At 65.4% G+C, this 16,647-nt stretch carries 10 protein-coding genes and 1 tRNA gene; 9 read left to right on the top strand and 2 right to left on the bottom strand.

Translation table 11 applies throughout. From position 1 onward, the window contains the following. Positions 1-50 precede the first annotated feature (50 nt). Positions 51-620, top strand: a complete 570-nt coding sequence (plsY, locus tag SD196_RS02550) for a glycerol-3-phosphate 1-O-acyltransferase PlsY (protein ID WP_416311034.1) — start codon at positions 51-53, stop codon at positions 618-620. A 93-nt stretch (positions 621-713) separates the two neighbouring features. Here the strand turns inward: plsY and tsaD are convergent, their stop codons facing one another. Beyond that, positions 714-1,739, bottom strand: coding sequence for a tRNA (adenosine(37)-N6)-threonylcarbamoyltransferase complex transferase subunit TsaD (tsaD, locus tag SD196_RS02545; protein WP_416311033.1), 1,026 nt, complete (start codon positions 1,737-1,739; stop codon positions 714-716). Between the two features lie 201 nt (positions 1,740-1,940). Here tsaD and rpsU point away from each other — a divergent pair, with 201 nt between their 5' ends. From rpsU to SD196_RS02505, 8 genes are all read left to right on the top strand, one after another. Continuing rightward, entirely contained in the window at positions 1,941-2,156 is a 216-nt protein-coding gene (gene rpsU / locus SD196_RS02540; protein WP_003085057.1) for a 30S ribosomal protein S21, read from the top strand. 196 nt (positions 2,157-2,352) lie between these two features. Continuing rightward, on the top strand, positions 2,353-4,359 hold the full coding sequence (gene dnaG, locus SD196_RS02535) for a DNA primase (protein ID WP_416311032.1): 2,007 nt from the start codon (positions 2,353-2,355) through the stop codon (positions 4,357-4,359). Positions 4,360-4,438: 79 nt separating this feature from the next. Next, entirely contained in the window at positions 4,439-6,295 is a 1,857-nt protein-coding gene (gene rpoD / locus SD196_RS02530; RefSeq protein ID WP_275609914.1) for an RNA polymerase sigma factor RpoD, read from the top strand. 106 nt (positions 6,296-6,401) lie between these two features. Further along, the gene (locus tag SD196_RS02525) at positions 6,402-10,136 is read left to right on the top strand and encodes a bifunctional diguanylate cyclase/phosphodiesterase (protein ID WP_416311031.1); all 3,735 of its coding nucleotides are present in this window, start codon (positions 6,402-6,404) and stop codon (positions 10,134-10,136) included. 16 nt (positions 10,137-10,152) lie between these two features. Further along, positions 10,153-10,229: transfer RNA gene (locus tag SD196_RS02520), tRNA-Ile, on the top strand. Between the two features lie 634 nt (positions 10,230-10,863). Continuing rightward, positions 10,864-11,187, top strand: coding sequence for a hypothetical protein (locus SD196_RS02515; protein ID WP_343578181.1), 324 nt, complete (start codon positions 10,864-10,866; stop codon positions 11,185-11,187). Positions 11,188-11,348: 161 nt separating this feature from the next. Next, entirely contained in the window at positions 11,349-13,529 is a 2,181-nt protein-coding gene (locus SD196_RS02510) for a putative bifunctional diguanylate cyclase/phosphodiesterase (RefSeq protein WP_343578180.1), read from the top strand. Then, on the top strand, positions 13,526-15,094 hold the full coding sequence (locus tag SD196_RS02505; protein WP_343578179.1) for a methyl-accepting chemotaxis protein: 1,569 nt from the start codon (positions 13,526-13,528) through the stop codon (positions 15,092-15,094). Before SD196_RS02510 ends, SD196_RS02505 begins: the two co-directional genes overlap by 4 nt. Before the next feature lie 140 nt (positions 15,095-15,234). Here the strand turns inward: SD196_RS02505 and SD196_RS02500 are convergent, their stop codons facing one another. Continuing rightward, positions 15,235-16,584: a glutamine synthetase family protein gene (locus tag SD196_RS02500; RefSeq protein WP_343578178.1), complete on the bottom strand. Its 1,350-nt coding sequence runs from the start codon at positions 16,582-16,584 to the stop codon at positions 15,235-15,237. Positions 16,585-16,647: the final 63 nt, after the last annotated feature.

Raw genomic sequence — 16,647 nt, 5'->3', positions numbered from 1 at the left:
CGGCCGGCGCCCCGTTAGAATCGGAAACGACCTCGTCTCCGGTGGAAACCATGTTCTGGTTCTTGGCGATCCTCGCCTACCTGCTCGGATCACTGTCCTTCGCGGTACTCCTCAGTCGCCTGTTCGGCACCGCCGACCCGCGCGCCAGCGGCTCGGGCAACCCCGGCGCCACCAACATGCTGCGCCTGGCCGGCAAGAAGATCGCCATCCTCACCCTGCTCGGCGACCTCGCCAAGGGGCTGCTCCCCGTACTCATCGCCCGACTGATCGGCCTGACCGATGTGGAACAGGCCTGGATCGGACTGGCCGCCGTGATCGGCCACCTCTATCCGCTGTACTTCAACTTCCGTGGCGGCAAGGGCGTCGCCACCGCCGCCGGCATGCTGCTGGCGCTCTACCCGCCGGCTGCGCTGCTCGCGGCAGCCACCTGGCTGCTCACCTTCAAGCTCTCGCGCACCAGCTCGCTCGCATCCCTGGTGGCCACGCCACTGACCCTGCCGCTGCTGGCCTGGCAGGAACCTTCAGCGCTACTGCCGATGACCGTACTCACCGGCCTGATCGTCTGGCGTCACCGCAGCAACCTGCGCGATCTCATCGCCGGACGCGAACGTCACTTCTGATCTGCCAGCTTCCTGTCCGGCAAACCGCGCTGCAAGCGAAAAAACGGCCCATGCCGCTCAGAGCATGTGCCGCGTCGTTTGCAGCTTCATTATTCAGACAGCCGGCAGCGACTCCATTGGCCAGCGCGCCTGCACGCCGATCGAGGGACCATCTTTCTGACCGGCCAACAGCCGCTGGCAGCCAGCATAGGCGATCATCGCGCCGTTATCGGTGCAGAAGCGCGGGCGGGCGTAGAACACCTGGCCTTTCATCTCGCCGAGCATCTTCTCCAGATGCTGGCGCAGCGCCTGGTTGGCGCTCACGCCACCGGCGATCACCAGGCTCTTGAGGTGCGTCTGCTTGAGCGCGCGGCGGCACTTGATGGTCAGGGTTTCCACCACGGCGGTCTGGAACGCCAGGGCGATATCGCAGCGGGTCTGCTCGTTGTCGTCACCTTCGGCCACACAACGCTGCCAGGTGTTCAGGGCGAAGGTCTTCAGGCCGCTGAAGCTGAAATCCAGGCCGGGGCGATCCGTCATCGGCCGCGGGAAGACGAAGCGACCAGCGGTGCCACGCTCGGCCAGGCGAGCGATCTCCGGACCACCGGGATAACCCAGGCCGAGCAGCTTCGCAGTCTTGTCGAAGGCTTCACCGGCGGCGTCGTCCACCGACTCGCCAAGCAGCTGGTAGCGACCGATGCCATCGACCCGAACCAGCTGGGTATGACCGCCGGAGACCAACAAGGCGACGAACGGAAACTTCGGTGGCTGCTCTTCCAGCATCGGCGCCAGCAGATGGCCTTCCATATGGTGCACGCCGACGGCCGGCACGCCCCAGGCAAATGCCATGGCCTGGGCGCAGGAAGCGCCGACCAGCAGCGCCCCGACCAGGCCGGGACCGGCGGTGTAGGCGATGGCGTCGATGTCTTCCGCCGTGCAGCCGGACTCGTCCAGCACCTGGCGGATCAACGGCAGCATGCGCTTGACGTGGTCACGGGAAGCCAGCTCGGGGACCACGCCGCCGTACACGCGGTGCAGGTCGATCTGGCTGAACAGCGCGTCGGCCAGCAGGCCTTTTTCGCTGTCGTAAAGTGCGACGCCGGTTTCGTCGCAGGAGGTTTCCAACCCCAGCACTCGCATGGGTTTGAGCCTTTACTCTGGGCAAAATTGAAGCCGCGCATCATAATCGCCGGCTTGGCTTCGGACCAGCGCTTTTCGATCGGAGGCTTTGCATTCCTTCGCCCGAACGTTTAATATCCGCAACCCTTGAAAACCGCCGACTCCCGAACCAACTGTCAGGAGCGCGATAAACCCCCGGTAATCATTGAAGGTACGACCTGGATGCCCGCCGTCAAAGTTAAAGAGAACGAACCCTTCGACGTAGCCCTGCGTCGTTTCAAGCGCTCCTGCGAAAAAGCAGGCGTACTGGCCGAAGTCCGTAGCCGCGAGTTCTACGAAAAGCCGACCGCCGAGCGTAAGCGCAAGGCCGCTGCCGCTGTTAAGCGTCACGCCAAGAAAGTGCAGCGCGAGCAGCGCCGCCGCGAGCGCCTGTACTGAGTTACAGCGCTACGTCGCACGCTTTCCGCATCGCCCGGCCCACTCGCCGGGCGAGTGCCTGAAACAAGGCACGATCACTCCGATTCGCTTTCGCGAACTTCGGAGTTTTTTGCTTTTCCAGCCCATGCTTATTTTGCAAGCCCACGACTAGCCGCTCACGGCTATGCTTGGGTCCACCCTGCGTTCCGATGAGTCTATGGCCGGCCTGATTCCACAATCCTTCATCGATGACCTGCTCAACCGCACCGACATTCTCGATGTGGTGAGCTCGCGCATCCAGCTGAAGAAGACCGGCAAGAACTACAGCGCCTGCTGCCCGTTCCACAAGGAGAAGACCCCCTCCTTCACCGTCAGCCCCGACAAGCAGTTCTACTACTGCTTCGGCTGCGGCGCCGGCGGCAACGCGCTCGGCTTCATCATGGACCACGACCAGCTGGACTTCGTCCAGGCGGTCGAGGACCTGGCCAAGCGCGCCGGCATGGACGTGCCCCGCGAGGAAGGCCGACGCGGCAACAAGCCCCGCCAACCGGTCGATTCGCCGCTCTACCCGCTGCTCAGCGCCGCCGCAGACTTCTATCGGCAGGCACTGAAAAGCCACCCGGCACGCAAGGCCGCCGTGGAATACCTCAAGGGCCGCGGCCTGACCGGCGAGATCGCCCGCGACTTCGGCCTGGGCTTCGCCCCGCCGGGCTGGGACAACCTGCTGAAGAACCTGGGCGGCGACAGTCTGCAGCTCAAGGCCATGCTCGACGCAGGTCTGCTGGTGGAAAACCCCGACAGCGGTAAGCGCTACGACCGCTTCCGCGACCGGGTGATCTTCCCCATCCGCGACAGCCGTGGCCGGGTGATCGCCTTTGGCGGCCGGGTGCTGGGCGACGACAAACCCAAATACCTGAACTCGCCGGAAACCCCGGTCTTCCACAAGGGCCAGGAACTCTACGGCCTGTTCGAAGCACGGAAGAACAACCGGGATCTCGACGAGATCATGGTGGTCGAAGGCTACATGGACGTCATCGCCCTGGCGCAGCAGGGTATCCGCAACGCGGTGGCGACCCTGGGCACGGCCACCAGCGAAGAACACATCAAGCGCCTGTTCCGCATCGTGCCGAACATCCTGTTCTGCTTCGACGGAGACCAGGCCGGCCGCAACGCTGCCTGGCGCGCACTGGAATCGGCGCTGAGCAACCTGCAGGACGGGCGCAAGGTGCGCTTCCTGTTCCTGCCCGAAGGTGAAGACCCGGACAGCCTGGTGCGCGCGGAAGGCCCCGACGCCTTCCGTGCCCGCCTCGCCCACCAGGCCCAGCCGCTGGCCGACTACTTCTTCCAGCAGCTGACCCAGGAAGCTGATCCCAGCACGCTGGAAGGCAAGGCGCACCTGGCAACCCTGGCCGGGCCGCTGCTGGAGAAGATCCCCGGCAACACCCTGCGCCTGCTGATGCGCCAGCGCCTGGGCGAGATCACCGGACTATCGAGCGACGCGCTCAACCAGATCAGCGCGCCACGTTCCGGCCAGGCCAGCCATGGCGCCACCGCCCCCTCGCACGGCCCGGAGCAGCACGCCCACGAGTACGCCGACTACGACATGGGCCAGTTCGCCGACCACGGCGACAACCACTACCAGGATGCTTCGAACTACTTCGAGGCGCCGAAGGATTTTCCCGCTGGCAATGGCGGCGGCAAGCCGGGCAAGAAGCCCTGGAAAGGCGATCGCAAGTGGGACGGCAAAGGCCGCAAAGGCGACTTCACGCCGCGCCAACCGCGCACCGAGATCAGCGTCGAATCGCCGACCCTGACCGCCCTGCGGACCCTGCTGCACCATCCGCAGCTGGCGCAGAAGGTCGAGGATGCCAGCCACTTCGCCAACGAAGGACAGACTTACTCGCAGTTGCTCGCAGCACTGGTCGAAGCACTGCAGAAGAATCCGAAACAGGGCTCGATGCACCTCATCGCGCGCTGGCACGGAACGCCCCAAGGGCGCCTGCTACAGGTGCTGGCGGGGAAAGAATGGCTGATCGGTCAGGACAATCTTGAAAAGCAGTTCCGCGACACCATTACTACACTTGCACACAACCAACTGCTCAGCAGCCGCGAAGCCCGCCTGCAAAGCGTGCTGCGAAAGAGTCCCAGTGAACTGACCGACGAAGAGAAAGCGTTATTGCGGGAGCACTACAGCACCGCCTCTTCATCAGGCGCCCAGAGCTGAACTGGCGCCTGAAGCCTCGAATCTGGTATAATCCTCGGCTTAATTTCAGCCCGCCAAGACCTTCAGTGGATAGGGTGTTATGTCCGGAAAAGCGCAACAGCAATCTCGTCTCAAAGAGTTGATCACCCGTGGTCGTGAGCAGGGCTACCTGACTTACGCAGAGGTCAACGACCACCTGCCGGAGGATATTTCCGATCCGGAACAGGTGGAAGACATCATCCGCATGATCAACGACATGGGGATCAACGTATTCGAGACAGCCCCGGATGCGGATGCCCTGTTGCTGGCGGAGACCGATACCGACGAAGCCGCCGCCGAAGAAGCCGCAGCCGCCCTGGCCGCGGTGGAGAGCGACGTCGGCCGCACGACCGACCCGGTGCGCATGTACATGCGCGAAATGGGTACCGTGGAACTGCTGACCCGCGAAGGCGAGATCGAAATCGCCAAGCGCATCGAGGAAGGCATCCGCGAAGTGATGAGCGCCATCGCCCAGTTCCCGGGCGCGGTGGACGGCATCCTCGAAGAATACAACCGCGTGGTCACCGAAGGCGGTCGCCTGTCCGACGTCCTGAGCGGCTACATCGACCCCGATGACGGCAGCCTGCCGGCCGAGGAAGTCGAGCCTGTCGACCTGAAAGACGACAGCGCCGATGCAAAGGCCAAGGACGACGAAGAAGACGAAGAAGGCGACGGCGAAAGCTCCGACGACGACGAAGGCGATGGCGGTCCGGACCCGGAAGAAGCCGCCCGTCGTTTCGGTGCAGTCTCCGAGCAGCTGGACAAGGCCAAGAAGGCTCTGAAGAAGCACGGCCGCGGCAGCAAGCAGGCCAGCGAGGAACTGCTCGCCCTGGCCGAACTGTTCATGCCGATCAAGCTGGTGCCCAAGCAGTTCGACGTACTGGTCGCCAAGGTCCGTGATTCGCTGGACAGCGTCCGTCGTCAGGAACGCGCCATCATGCAGCTGTGCGTGCGTGATGCCCGCATGCCGCGTGCCGATTTCCTGCGCCAGTTCCCCGGCCACGAAACCGACACCGCCTGGGTCGACACCGTACTCAAGGGCAAGCCCAAGTACGCCGAGGCCATCGAGCGTCTGAAAGACGACATCCTGCGCAACCAGCAGAAGCTGGTCGACCTGGAGGCCAGCTCGCAGCTGACCGTTGCCGAGATCAAGGACGTCAACCGTGCCATGTCCATCGGCGAGGCCAAAGCCCGCCGCGCCAAGAAGGAAATGGTCGAGGCGAACCTGCGTCTGGTGATCTCCATCGCCAAGAAGTACACCAACCGCGGCCTGCAATTCCTCGACCTGATCCAGGAAGGCAACATCGGCCTGATGAAGGCGGTGGACAAGTTCGAATACCGTCGCGGCTACAAGTTCTCGACCTACGCCACCTGGTGGATTCGCCAGGCGATCACCCGTTCGATCGCCGACCAGGCCCGCACCATCCGTATCCCGGTGCACATGATCGAGACCATCAACAAGCTCAACCGTATCTCCCGCCAGATGCTGCAGGAAATGGGCCGTGAACCGACCCCGGAAGAGCTGGGCGAACGCATGGACATGCCGGAAGACAAGATCCGCAAGGTCCTGAAGATCGCCAAGGAACCGATCTCCATGGAAACGCCGATCGGTGACGACGAAGATTCGCACCTGGGCGACTTCATCGAGGACTCCACCATGCAGTCGCCGATCGAAGTGGCGACCAGCGAGAGCCTCAAGGAAGCCACCCGCGAAGTCCTCGCCGGCCTCACCGCTCGCGAAGCCAAGGTCCTGCGCATGCGCTTCGGCATCGACATGAATACCGACCACACCCTCGAGGAAGTCGGCAAGCAGTTCGATGTAACCCGTGAGCGTATCCGCCAGATCGAAGCCAAGGCGCTGCGCAAGCTGCGCCACCCGTCGCGAAGCGAGCATCTACGCTCCTTCCTCGACGAGTAATGAAGAACCCCCGGCCGAAAACCGGGGGTTTTTCTTTGGGGCCTTCCACTGGGCAAAGTGCCACGTCTACACTTCGGCGTAATCCCCCCCTGGAATGAGGCCCTCCATGCCGCGTCTGCAGGCAGTTCTACTGTGGTGCCTCGCATTCTGGGCCGGGCAGGCGCTCGCCCTGAGCCTCACACCCGAGGAACAGCGCTGGCTGCAGGAACACCCGAGCCTGCGCCTGGGCGTCGACACCTCCTGGCCGCCCTTCGAATTCCGCGACAGCGACGGCCACTACCAGGGCCTCGCCGCCAGCTACGCCAACCTCATCGCCCAACGCCTGAACGTCCAGCTGGAACCGGTGGAGCCGGCCAACTGGGGCGAACTCCTGCAATGGGCCCGCGACGAGAAGATCAATATCCTCCCCGGCGTCATGGCTACGCCGGAGCGCGTGAGCTACCTGACGTTCACCCGCCCCTACCTCGACTTCCCGATCATCATCCTCGCGCGCGACGACGGGCCCACACCCCGCAACCTCACTGACCTCTATGGGCTGAAGGTCGGTGTGGTCGCCCATTACGCACCCTATGAGCTGCTGGTCAACAACCACCCTGATATCAGCCTGCAACCGCTGCCCAGCATCGCCGCCGGCCTGCAGGCCCTGGCCACGGGACAGGTTGATGCCTTCGTCGGCGATCTCGCTTCCAGCATCTGGAACCTGCGCCAGCTCAAGCTCGAAGGGGTGCAGATCAGTGGCGAAACGCCTTACCGTTACCAGTTGGCGATGGCCGTTCCGAAAGACCAGGCCATCCTCGCCGGCATCATCGACAAGGCTATCGCCGAGCTCACACCCGAAGACATCGAAGCCCTGCAGGAGCCCTGGGTGGGCGGCCTGCTCGATAAACGGCCGATCTGGCGGGAAATGCTCGGCATCGCCCTCCCCGTGTTCCTGCTGATCGCCTTCACCGTCCTGGTGCTGATCACCATGAACCGCCGCCTGCGCAGCGAAATGCAACGGCGGGAAAAGCTCGAACTGGCCCTGCGCGACAGCGAGCAGCACTATCGCGGCCTGGTCGAGAGCCTGACCGCCATCGCCTGGGAAATGCGCCTGTCGGAAAACCGCTTCACCTACGTCTCCCCCCACGCCCAACGCCTGCTCGGCTACCCAATCAAGGACTGGCTGGAGCCCGGCTTCTGGCAGCGCACCCTGTACCCGGACGACGCCGAGCAGGCTGTTACCTACTGCATGAGCGAAAGCCAGGCGGGCCGCAACCACAGCTTCGACTACCGCATGCTCGCCGCCGATGGTCGCGTAGTGTGGATTCGCGACATCGTGACACTGATTCAGCACGGCAACGATCAGATCCTGCGCGGCCTGATGATCGACATCACTGAAGCCAAGCAGACCGAACAGGCACTGCGCCTGTCCGAGCAGAAGTTCGCCTCGGTGTTCCACCACTGCCCGGACATCATCGTCCTCGCCCGCCGCGACGACGGAAGGTTGCTGGCCGTGAACCGCACCTTCGAACAGCAGATCGGCATTGCCGCCAGCGAGGCACTGGGCAAGACCTCCACCGAACTGGGCATCTGGGGCGAACCCGGCATGGGGCCGACGATGCTCGCCCGCCTGCAGGGGCAGAACCTCGACAACATCGAGATCCCCCTCAATCGCCGGGATGGCAAACGCTTCACCGGGCTGCTCTCGGCCCAGCACATCGTCCTCGACGCCACTCCCGCCCTGGTCGTGGTGGTGCGCAACATCACCCAGGTCAAGCAAACCCAGGAACAGCTGCGCGTCTCCGAGGAAAAATTCGCCAAGGCCTTCCACGCCTCCCCCGACGGCATGCTCATCACCCGCATCAGCGACGGGCGGCTGGTGGAGGTCAACGAAGGCTTCACCCGCATCACCGGGTACGACCGCGCCGAAGTGGCCCAGAGCTCCACCTTGAGCCTCGGGCTCTGGGCCAACCCGGCCGACCGCGAGCGCCTGCTCAGCTTCATCGACCAGGATTCACGCGTGCAGGACTTCACCGTACAGATCCGCACCCGCGACAGCAGCCTGCGCCTGTGCGAACTGTCCGCCCACCGCATCACCATCGGCAGCGACGACTGCCTGCTGACCATCGCCCGCGACATCACCGAACGCCAACAGATGCAGGAAAAGCTGCAACTGGCCGCCACCGTCTTCGAAAGCACCGCAGAAGGCGTGATGATCACTGACGCCAGCCAACGCATCATCGCCGTCAACCGCGCCTTCAGCGAAATCACCGGCTACAGCGAAGCCGAAGCGCTCGGCCACTCGCCGCGCCTGCTCTCCTCAGGCCAGCACGACAGCAGCTTCTACATAGCCCTCTGGCACCAGCTCAATGCTGAAGGCCACTGGCAGGGCGAAATCTGGAACCGCCGCAAGAACCACGAGCTGTACCCGGAGTGGCTGACCATCAGCGCCGTGCACAACACCGACGGCGAACTGTCGCACTACGTCGGCGTGTTCGCCGACATCTCCACGCTCAAGTACGCCCAGGCGAAGCTCGACTACCAGGCCCACCACGACCCGCTCACCGGCCTGCCCAACCGCCTGCTGTTCGAAAGCCGCCTGACCACCGCGCTCAAGGAAGCCCAGGAAGACCACCACCAGGGCGCCGTGCTCTTCCTTGACCTCGACCGCTTCAAGCACATCAACGACAGCCTCGGGCACCCGGTCGGCGACCTGCTGCTGCAATCCATCGCCCATCGCCTGCGGGATCAGCTCCGTGACATCGACACCGTGGCCCGACAGGGCGGCGACGAATTCATCATCCTGCTGCCCGGCCTGCACCAGGCGGTGGACGCCGAACACGTCGCGAAAAAGCTGCTGCACTGCTTCGAAAGCGCGTTCATCGCCGGCGAACAGGAATTCTTCGTCAGCGCCAGCATCGGCATCTGCCTCTACCCCGGCGACGGCAGCGACGTCGCCACCCTGGTCAAGAACGCCGACGCCGCCATGTACCGCGCCAAAGCCCAGGGCCGCAATCGGGTCGAGTTCTACACCCGCGAACTCACTTTCCAGGCCACCGAACGCATGGCCCTGGAACACGAACTGCGCCGCGCGCTGGAAAGCGACCAACTGCAGCTCTACTACCAACCCAAACTGGCGCTGGGCAGCGGCCTGCTGGTCGGCGCCGAAGCCCTGATCCGCTGGAAACATCCGCAATTCGGCGCGATATCCCCGGACCGCTTCATCCCGCTGGCTGAGGAAAACGGCCTGATCCTGCCGCTGGGCGACTGGGTCCTGCGCGAAGCCTGCCGGCAGATGAGCCGCTGGCAGGACAGCCACGCCGCCTTCGGCCCCCTCTCGGTCAACCTCGCCGGCGCGCAACTGCGCCAGCCCCATCTCATCGAACGCATCCGCGACCTGCTCGCCCGCTACCACCTGCAGCCCTCGCGCCTGCAGCTGGAAATCACCGAAAGCTTCCTCATGCACCAGACCGAAGAAGCCCTCGACATCCTCCACGGCCTGAAAGGCCTCGGTGTGCAACTGGCCATCGACGACTTCGGCACGGGCTATTCGTCCCTGAGCTACCTCAAGCAGCTACCGCTGGACATCCTCAAGATCGACCGCTCCTTCGTCCACGGCCTGCCCGACGACCCGCACGACGCCGCCATCGCCCGCGCCATCATCGCCCTGGGCCGCAGCATGAACCTCACCGTGATCGCCGAAGGCGTGGAACACCAGGCCCAGGAACACTTCCTCGAAGCCGAAGGCTGCGACCAGATCCAGGGCTACGCCTTGAGCCCACCGCTGCCAGCCGACGCCTTTGCCAATCGATTCCTCACTCCACTGAACTCGGTTGGCGCTCCGGAAAACGCATCGGTATAATCCGCCGGCCTTCTGGGGGCCTATAGCTCAGTTGGTTAGAGCAGAGGACTCATAATCCTTTGGTCCACGGTTCAAGTCCGTGTGGGCCCACCACCCTTTCAGCAAAAAGCCGCGCGGATGCGCGGCTTTTTCGTTTCCACACGTCAGTGAGCCGATTGAGTGCGCTATTCGGCTCACGAGATGGCCGAATGCTCATCTCAGCAACTGACGAATCGCCCTACGCGTTGCTGAGGCAGATGGAGCAGGTGGAGGGGCAGCTGATGAGCGTGATGGACTGACGGGGCAAGCTCTGGATTCGCTGGAGCGATGCGGTGCGGTTGATGGAGGAGGATCTGCGCTCTCTGCGCTGATCCTCTGGCTGGGCCAGCGCAAGCGTTGTTCGCGATGAAGCCGCGTCCCGCGTTCGCGGGGATGACGGGTGCGGCATGGAAGTCTGACGTGAAGCCAGCCCCTCACCCCAGCCCTCTCCCGAGGGAGAGGGGGCAGATCGCGCCAACGGCTACCACGGTCTCATCCTTCAATTTCCGCTAGCGCCCCTCTCATCGAAGAGGGGCGTTCCCTGTAAATCCGCACCTCGCTGCGAGCCCACCAGGCTTCCCCTCTCCTCCCACAATGCGAGCCGCATCACACCGACCATCGTCGGGACCCACCTGCGCATGACGGGGATCAATGCTCAATACGCACAGCTCATTAAATTGATGTCCTTTTGCCACCAATGAGTTTTGTCATGACTCTCCACCGGTTCCCGGTGCAGCTGCTGGTCACCTCCCAGGACCCGGCGCAGGCCCGTCAGGTTCGTGCGTTGCTGGCTGCCTACGGTCTCCCCTGTGCGGTGCTCGAAGGCCCCGGGGACTGCAAGCAGGCGCCGCTGTGTCGCTGGTTCAAGGACGCACCCTTGAGCGATGCGGCGCAGCTGCATGCGCTGCTGGCCGATGCCATCGGCGTGCTGGAGCGCAGCCGCCATGCCTTCCGCTCGCGCGAGTTGGGGGAGTTGCGGCGCCGGCTCAGCACCGCGCTGGAGGAGTTGTCGGGGCCGCGCGCACTGGTGTAAAACTCTCCGACCCGCGTTCCGCTGCTGCGGAAGCTGGCTTTGCCGGGCAGGACTTGTGGGCCTGCAAGACAAAGCGCCGTGTTTGTCGCCGTTCATTCGGCTGACGAGCCGGCGCTTTTTTCATGCCCGAACAAAAACCAGCCACCCGCAAGGAGCCAAGCATGGGCCTGGGACCGAAGCTCGACAGCGTGCTCGAGCGCATCGGCCTGTCGATGACGGAAATCGAACAGCGCCTGGAGTACCTGAACTGGGGCGAGGACGATGCCCGTCAGTTGAACGGACGCGCCAGTGAACTCGATCTGTGCCACCGGCAATTCATCGATCGACTCTACGACCATCTCGACCATTTCCCCCACCTGGCGGCGATCCTCGCCGACCCGGCGACGCTGGAGCGCCTCAAGCGCAGCCAGTTCGAGTATTACCGCCAGCTCTGGGACGCCCCGCAGAGCGCCGACTATGTGCGGGATCGCCTGCGCATCGGACTGGTGCACCAGCAGGTAGGCGTGGAACTGAAGTGGTACCTGGGAGCCTATCGGCTGTACCTGGAGCACATGCTCGACGAGTTGCTGGGCGATGCGCCGGAAGCGGCGAGCTTTTCCAGCCTGCTCAAGCGGGTGTTCTTCGACATGTCGCTGGCCATCGATACCTACGGTGCGGCCCAGCGCCAGGCGCTGGAGGACAGCGAGGCGCGCTTCGCCCGGGCGCTGCGCGGGGCCAATGACGGCATCTGGGACTGGGACCTGGGCAACGACCGCCTCTACGTCTCCGAACGCTGGGCGCGCATGCTCGGCCTCTCCCGCGACAACCTGGGCGAAAGCAGCACCAGCTGGTTCGCCCGCGTACACCCGGACGACCTGCCGGGCCTGCGCCAGGCCATTGATGCGCACCTGCGCGGCAGCAGCCCGCTGCTCAATCACGAGTACCGCATCCGCCAGCGCGACGGCGGCTATCTCTGGGTGCAGGCGCGTGGGGTGATCACCGACGGGCGCATGGCCGGATCGCAGACCGACATCAGCCAGCGCAAGGCCAGCGAGCACCAGCTCAGCCACGCGGCGCGCCACGACCCGCTGACCGGCCTGGCCAACCGCCTGCGCCTGGACGAGCTGCTGCAGCAGGCGCTGATGCGCCAGCGCCGCCCCGGTGCGCGCGAGTCCGCGCTGCTGTTCATCGACCTGGACCGCTTCAAGCTGATCAACGACAGCCTCGGCCACGCGGTGGGCGACCGGGTGCTGGTGGAGGTCGCCCAGCGCCTGCTGCGCTGCCTGCGCCTGGGCGATCACCTGGCGCGCTTCGGTGGCGATGAGTTCGTGGTGCTGCTCGATGACCTGGCCAGCCTGAATGACGCCGAGCAGGTCGCCCAGCGCATGCTCGATTACCTGCACCTGCCGCTCAATGTGGACGGCCGGACGCTGGTGGTCAGCGCCAGCATCGGCATCACCGGCCTGATCACCGACGGCCAGGCCATCGACACGCTGCAGGCCGCGGACCTGGCGCTGTACCGCGCCAAGGAGGCCGGCAAGGCGCAGTACGCGCGTTTCAGCCAGGAACTGCAGGCCGAGGCGCAGCGCCGGCTCGAACTGGAAAGCGCGCTGGCTCAGGCGCTGCGCAACGAGGAGTTCAGCCTGAACTACCAACCCATCGTGCGCCTGGACGGCGACGAGGCCCGCTGGGTGGCGGTGGAGGTGCTGCTACGCTGGAGTCGAAATGGCGAGGCGGTGTCGCCGCTGCAGTTCATTCCGGTGCTGGAGGAGTCCGGGGAGATCGTCCGGGTCGGCGACTGGGTGCTGCGCCAGGCCTGCCGGCAGACAGCGCTCTGGCAGCGCGAGGGGCGCAAGGACCTGTACTGCTCAGTGAACCTGTCGAGCCGCCAGTTGCAGCAGCCGGGATTCGCCGCGCGCGTCCGGCAGATCCTCGCGGAAAGCGGGCTGTCGCCGTGCAGCCTGGTGCTGGAAATCACCGAGAGCCTGCTGATGCAGGACGGCGCGGAAACCCTCGCCTGCCTGCGCGAACTGGCCGCCCAGGGCGTGCGCCTGGCGCTGGATGATTTCGGCACCGGCTATTCCTCGCTGGGCTATCTCAAGCGCTACCCGCTGCACATCCTGAAGGTGGACCGCAGCTTCATCACCCGCGTGCCCGACGACCCGGAGCTGAGCGCCATCTGCCGGGCGATCATCGGCCTCGGCCATAGCCTGGGACTGGAGGTGGTGGCCGAAGGCGTCGAGCGCCAGACGCACCTGGAGTTCCTGCACCAGGAAGGTTGCCGCTATGCCCAGGGCTTCCTGTTCGGCCGGCCGCAGGCGCCGGAAGCACTGTTCGAGAACAGCCCGGAGCTGCCGCGATGAAGCTGAACCTGCCGGTCACCGGGCGCCAGGTCGAGGTCCCGGAACACGCCAATATTCTCTCCACCACCGACCTCAAGGGCGCGGTGAGCCACGTCAACCCGGACTTTCTCGCCATCAGCGGCTTCAGCGCCGAGGAGCTGCTGGGGTTCAACCACAACCGCGTCCGCCACCCGGACATGCCGCCGGCCGCCTTCGCCCACCTGTGGCAGACCCTGCAGGCCGGGCGCAGCTGGATGGGACTGGTGAAGAATCGCTGCAAGAATGGCGATCACTACTGGGTCAGCGCCTTCGTCACGCCGATCCGCCGCAACGGTCGGGTGGCGGAATACCAGTCGGTGCGCACGCGGCCCAGCGCCGCGCAGGTAGAGGCTGCCGAGCGGCTGTACGCCGGGCTGCGGGAAGGCGCGGGAGTGTCCCGGCCGCGCTTGCCGCTGATGACGCAGTTGCTGGTCGGATTGGGCGTTGCTCAAGGGGCCGGGGCCTTGCTGGGGATCTTCTCGCCTTCCTTCGTGCTACCGGGTTTCCTGCTTTCGCTGGGGCTCGCCGGCGGCTGGGTGTGGCTGCGTCTGCGCCCGCTCGATGCGTTGATCAAACGCGCCCGGAGCATCGCCGACAACCCGCTGAGCCAACGCCTGTACTCGGGGCGAGACGACGAGTTCGGCGAGCTGGATTTCGCCCTGCGCATGCTGGAGGCGGAAACTGCCGCGGTGGTCGGGCGCATGGCCGACGCTTCGCAGCAACTGGCCGAACACGCCACGGCGCTGGCCGACGCCATGGCCGGCGGCAGCGCGGCCACGCAGTTGCAGCAGCGCGAGACCGAGCAGGTGGCCAACGCCATGCACGAGCTCGCGCAGAGCGTGCAGGAGGTGGCACGTCACGCGCAGCACAGCGCCGTGGCTGCTCAGTGCAGCGAGCGCATCACCCAGTCCGGCCATGACGACGTCCGCAGCACCCGTGGCCAGCTAGCGGAACTGGAAGCCGGCGTGCGCCAGGCCTGCGCCGCCGTCGAGCAGCAGCAGACGCACAGCGAGGCGATCTCGCGGATGCTGGAAGTGATCCGCGACGTCGCCGGGCAGACCAACCTGCTGGCGCTCAACGCCGCCATCGAGGCGGCGCGGGCGGGCGACAGCGGGCGCGGCTTCGCGGTGGTCGCCGATGAGGTACGCGCCCTCGCCTCGCGGACCGAGGAGTCCGCGCGGGACATCCAGGGGCTGATCGGCAATCTGCAACGCGGCGCCGAGGACTCGGTGCGCGCCCTGTGGCACTGCTGCGAGCAGGCGCTGGCCAGCCTGGAGCAGGCCGGCCAGGCCACCGGCACGCTGGAGCGGATCAGCGAGCAGGTGTCGTCGATCCAGCGCATGAGCCTGGAGATCGCCACCGCCATCGAGCAGCAGGGCGCGGCCAGCGAGGAGGTGCAGCTCAGCCTGCAGGCGATCCGTGGATCGGCCGACAGCAACGCGGCCAATGCCGGCACCTGCCAGCGCAGTGCGACGCGCATGGCGGAGTTGGCTGGGGAGTTACGTCTGCTGGCGGAGCATTTCTGGGAGGGGAGTCGGAGCGTCTAAGGCTTGGCGGGGCGACGAAGGAGCTTTTTGTAGGAGCGAGCTTGCTCGCGAACCGGGCCCCGCTGCGGGGTTTGTTCGCGAGCAAGGACTAGGCGCCCCCCTCGGTCCTACAGGTCAAGCACACCCTCGGAGCAGAGGGCTCAGAGGAACCAGCGGTACTCCCGCGCGCTGACTTCGTTCATGAAGTCCAGGTGGTCGTGGCGCTTGTTCTCGCAGTAGACGAAGACGAACTCGCTGCCCAGGCCATCCTTCACCACCGGATGGTCTTCCATGGCGGCGACGGCGCCGAGCATGTCGCGGGGGAAGTCGATGCCGCTGGTGCGATCTTCGTTGAGCGGGGCAATGGGTTCGCGCTGGGCTTCCAGGCCGTGCTCCATGCCGGTGAGGATGGCCGCCAGCACCAGGTAGGGGTTGGCGTCGGCACCGGCCAGGCGGTGTTCGATGCGCAGGTTCTTGCCGTCGGACTCCGGAATGCGGATGCACGCATCGCGGTCCTCGAAGCCCCAGCTGGCCTTGCTCGCCGCGTTCACCCGCGAACCGTAGCGGCGGTAGGCGTTGTGGTTGGCGGCGAAGATCGGCATGCAGTGCGGCAGCAGTTCCAGGCAGCCGGCCACGGCGTGGCGCAGGGCCTGCTGATTGTTGCCCTCGAGCAGGTTGTTGCCGTCGCGGTCGTACAGGCTGACGTGCACGTGCATGCCGCTGCCCGGCGCGTGCAGGTAGGGCTTGCTCATGAAGCTGGCGCGGTAGCCGTGCTTGAGCGCCACGCCACGGGTGGCGCGGGCGAACAGCGCGGCCTGGTCGGCGGCATGCAGGCCGTCGTCGCAGTGGGCGAAGTTGATCTCGAACTGGCCCGGGCCGATCTCGGCGGTGATCACGTTGGCATCCACGCCCTGCTCGCGGGAGGCCTCGACGATCTCATGGAGCACGTCGGAGAAGCGCGACAGGCGCTCGATGTGCATGTTCGGCTGGTCGTCCTCGTCATCGCACAGCGGGTCGCGCGGGTACTGCGGCAGCCCGGCGTCGAGCTTCTTGTCGAACAGGTAGAACTCCAGCTCGAAGGCCACCACCGGGCGGATGCCCTTGGATTCCAGGCGCTGCATGACGCGGGCGAGCACTTCGCGTGGTTCGAATTCGATGGGCGCGTGGGTGCCGTCGGAACTGATCAGCATCTGGCCCAGCGGCTGGTTCTCCCAGCGCACCGGCTTGAGCGAACCGGGGATCAGGCGGCGCGGCGCATCCGGGTCGCCGTCGTTGAAGCAGTAATCGCCGATCGGGTGCAGGCCGCCCTGCGCGCCCAGCAGGACGCAGTTCTGCGGCAGCTTCAGCGGGCTGCCGGCGGCGACTTTCTCCAGCATGTCGACGGGGTAGCGCTTGCCGTAGAAGTGGCCGGGGATGTCCAGGCAGATCAGGTCGACATAGCGGATGTCCGGGTACTGCTGACGGAAGGCGCGGACTTCACTGAGCAGGTCGGGATAGGTTGGGCGGTTCATTGTGCTTAGGGCCTGTTTAGCGGGCGCGGCCGGATCGTTTTCCTAAACCAACCCTGGCGGGCT

Source organism: Pseudomonas macauensis (genome assembly GCF_047902425.1).
In the GTDB taxonomy this organism is placed as follows: domain Bacteria; phylum Pseudomonadota; class Gammaproteobacteria; order Pseudomonadales; family Pseudomonadaceae; genus Pseudomonas.
The sequence above is the reverse complement of the archived record's forward strand: the minus strand, read 5'-3'. Positions and strand labels throughout refer to the sequence as shown.

Excerpts from the sequence above, each read along its gene's own strand:
- rpsU (WP_003085057.1), top strand. The coding sequence starts at position 1,941 with ATGCCCGCCGTCAAAGTTAAAGAGAACGAACCCTTCGACGTAGCCCTG.
- SD196_RS02510 (WP_343578180.1), top strand. The coding sequence starts at position 11,349 with ATGGGCCTGGGACCGAAGCTCGACAGCGTGCTCGAGCGCATCGGCCTG.
- SD196_RS02500 (WP_343578178.1), bottom strand. The coding sequence starts at position 16,584 with ATGAACCGCCCAACCTATCCCGACCTGCTCAGTGAAGTCCGCGCCTTC.
- rpoD (WP_275609914.1), top strand. The coding sequence starts at position 4,439 with ATGTCCGGAAAAGCGCAACAGCAATCTCGTCTCAAAGAGTTGATCACC.
- SD196_RS02505 (WP_343578179.1), top strand. The coding sequence starts at position 13,526 with ATGAAGCTGAACCTGCCGGTCACCGGGCGCCAGGTCGAGGTCCCGGAA.
- dnaG (WP_416311032.1), top strand. The coding sequence starts at position 2,353 with ATGGCCGGCCTGATTCCACAATCCTTCATCGATGACCTGCTCAACCGC.
- SD196_RS02515 (WP_343578181.1), top strand. The coding sequence starts at position 10,864 with ATGACTCTCCACCGGTTCCCGGTGCAGCTGCTGGTCACCTCCCAGGAC.
- plsY (WP_416311034.1), top strand. The coding sequence starts at position 51 with ATGTTCTGGTTCTTGGCGATCCTCGCCTACCTGCTCGGATCACTGTCC.
- SD196_RS02525 (WP_416311031.1), top strand. The coding sequence starts at position 6,402 with ATGCCGCGTCTGCAGGCAGTTCTACTGTGGTGCCTCGCATTCTGGGCC.
- tsaD (WP_416311033.1), bottom strand. The coding sequence starts at position 1,739 with ATGCGAGTGCTGGGGTTGGAAACCTCCTGCGACGAAACCGGCGTCGCA.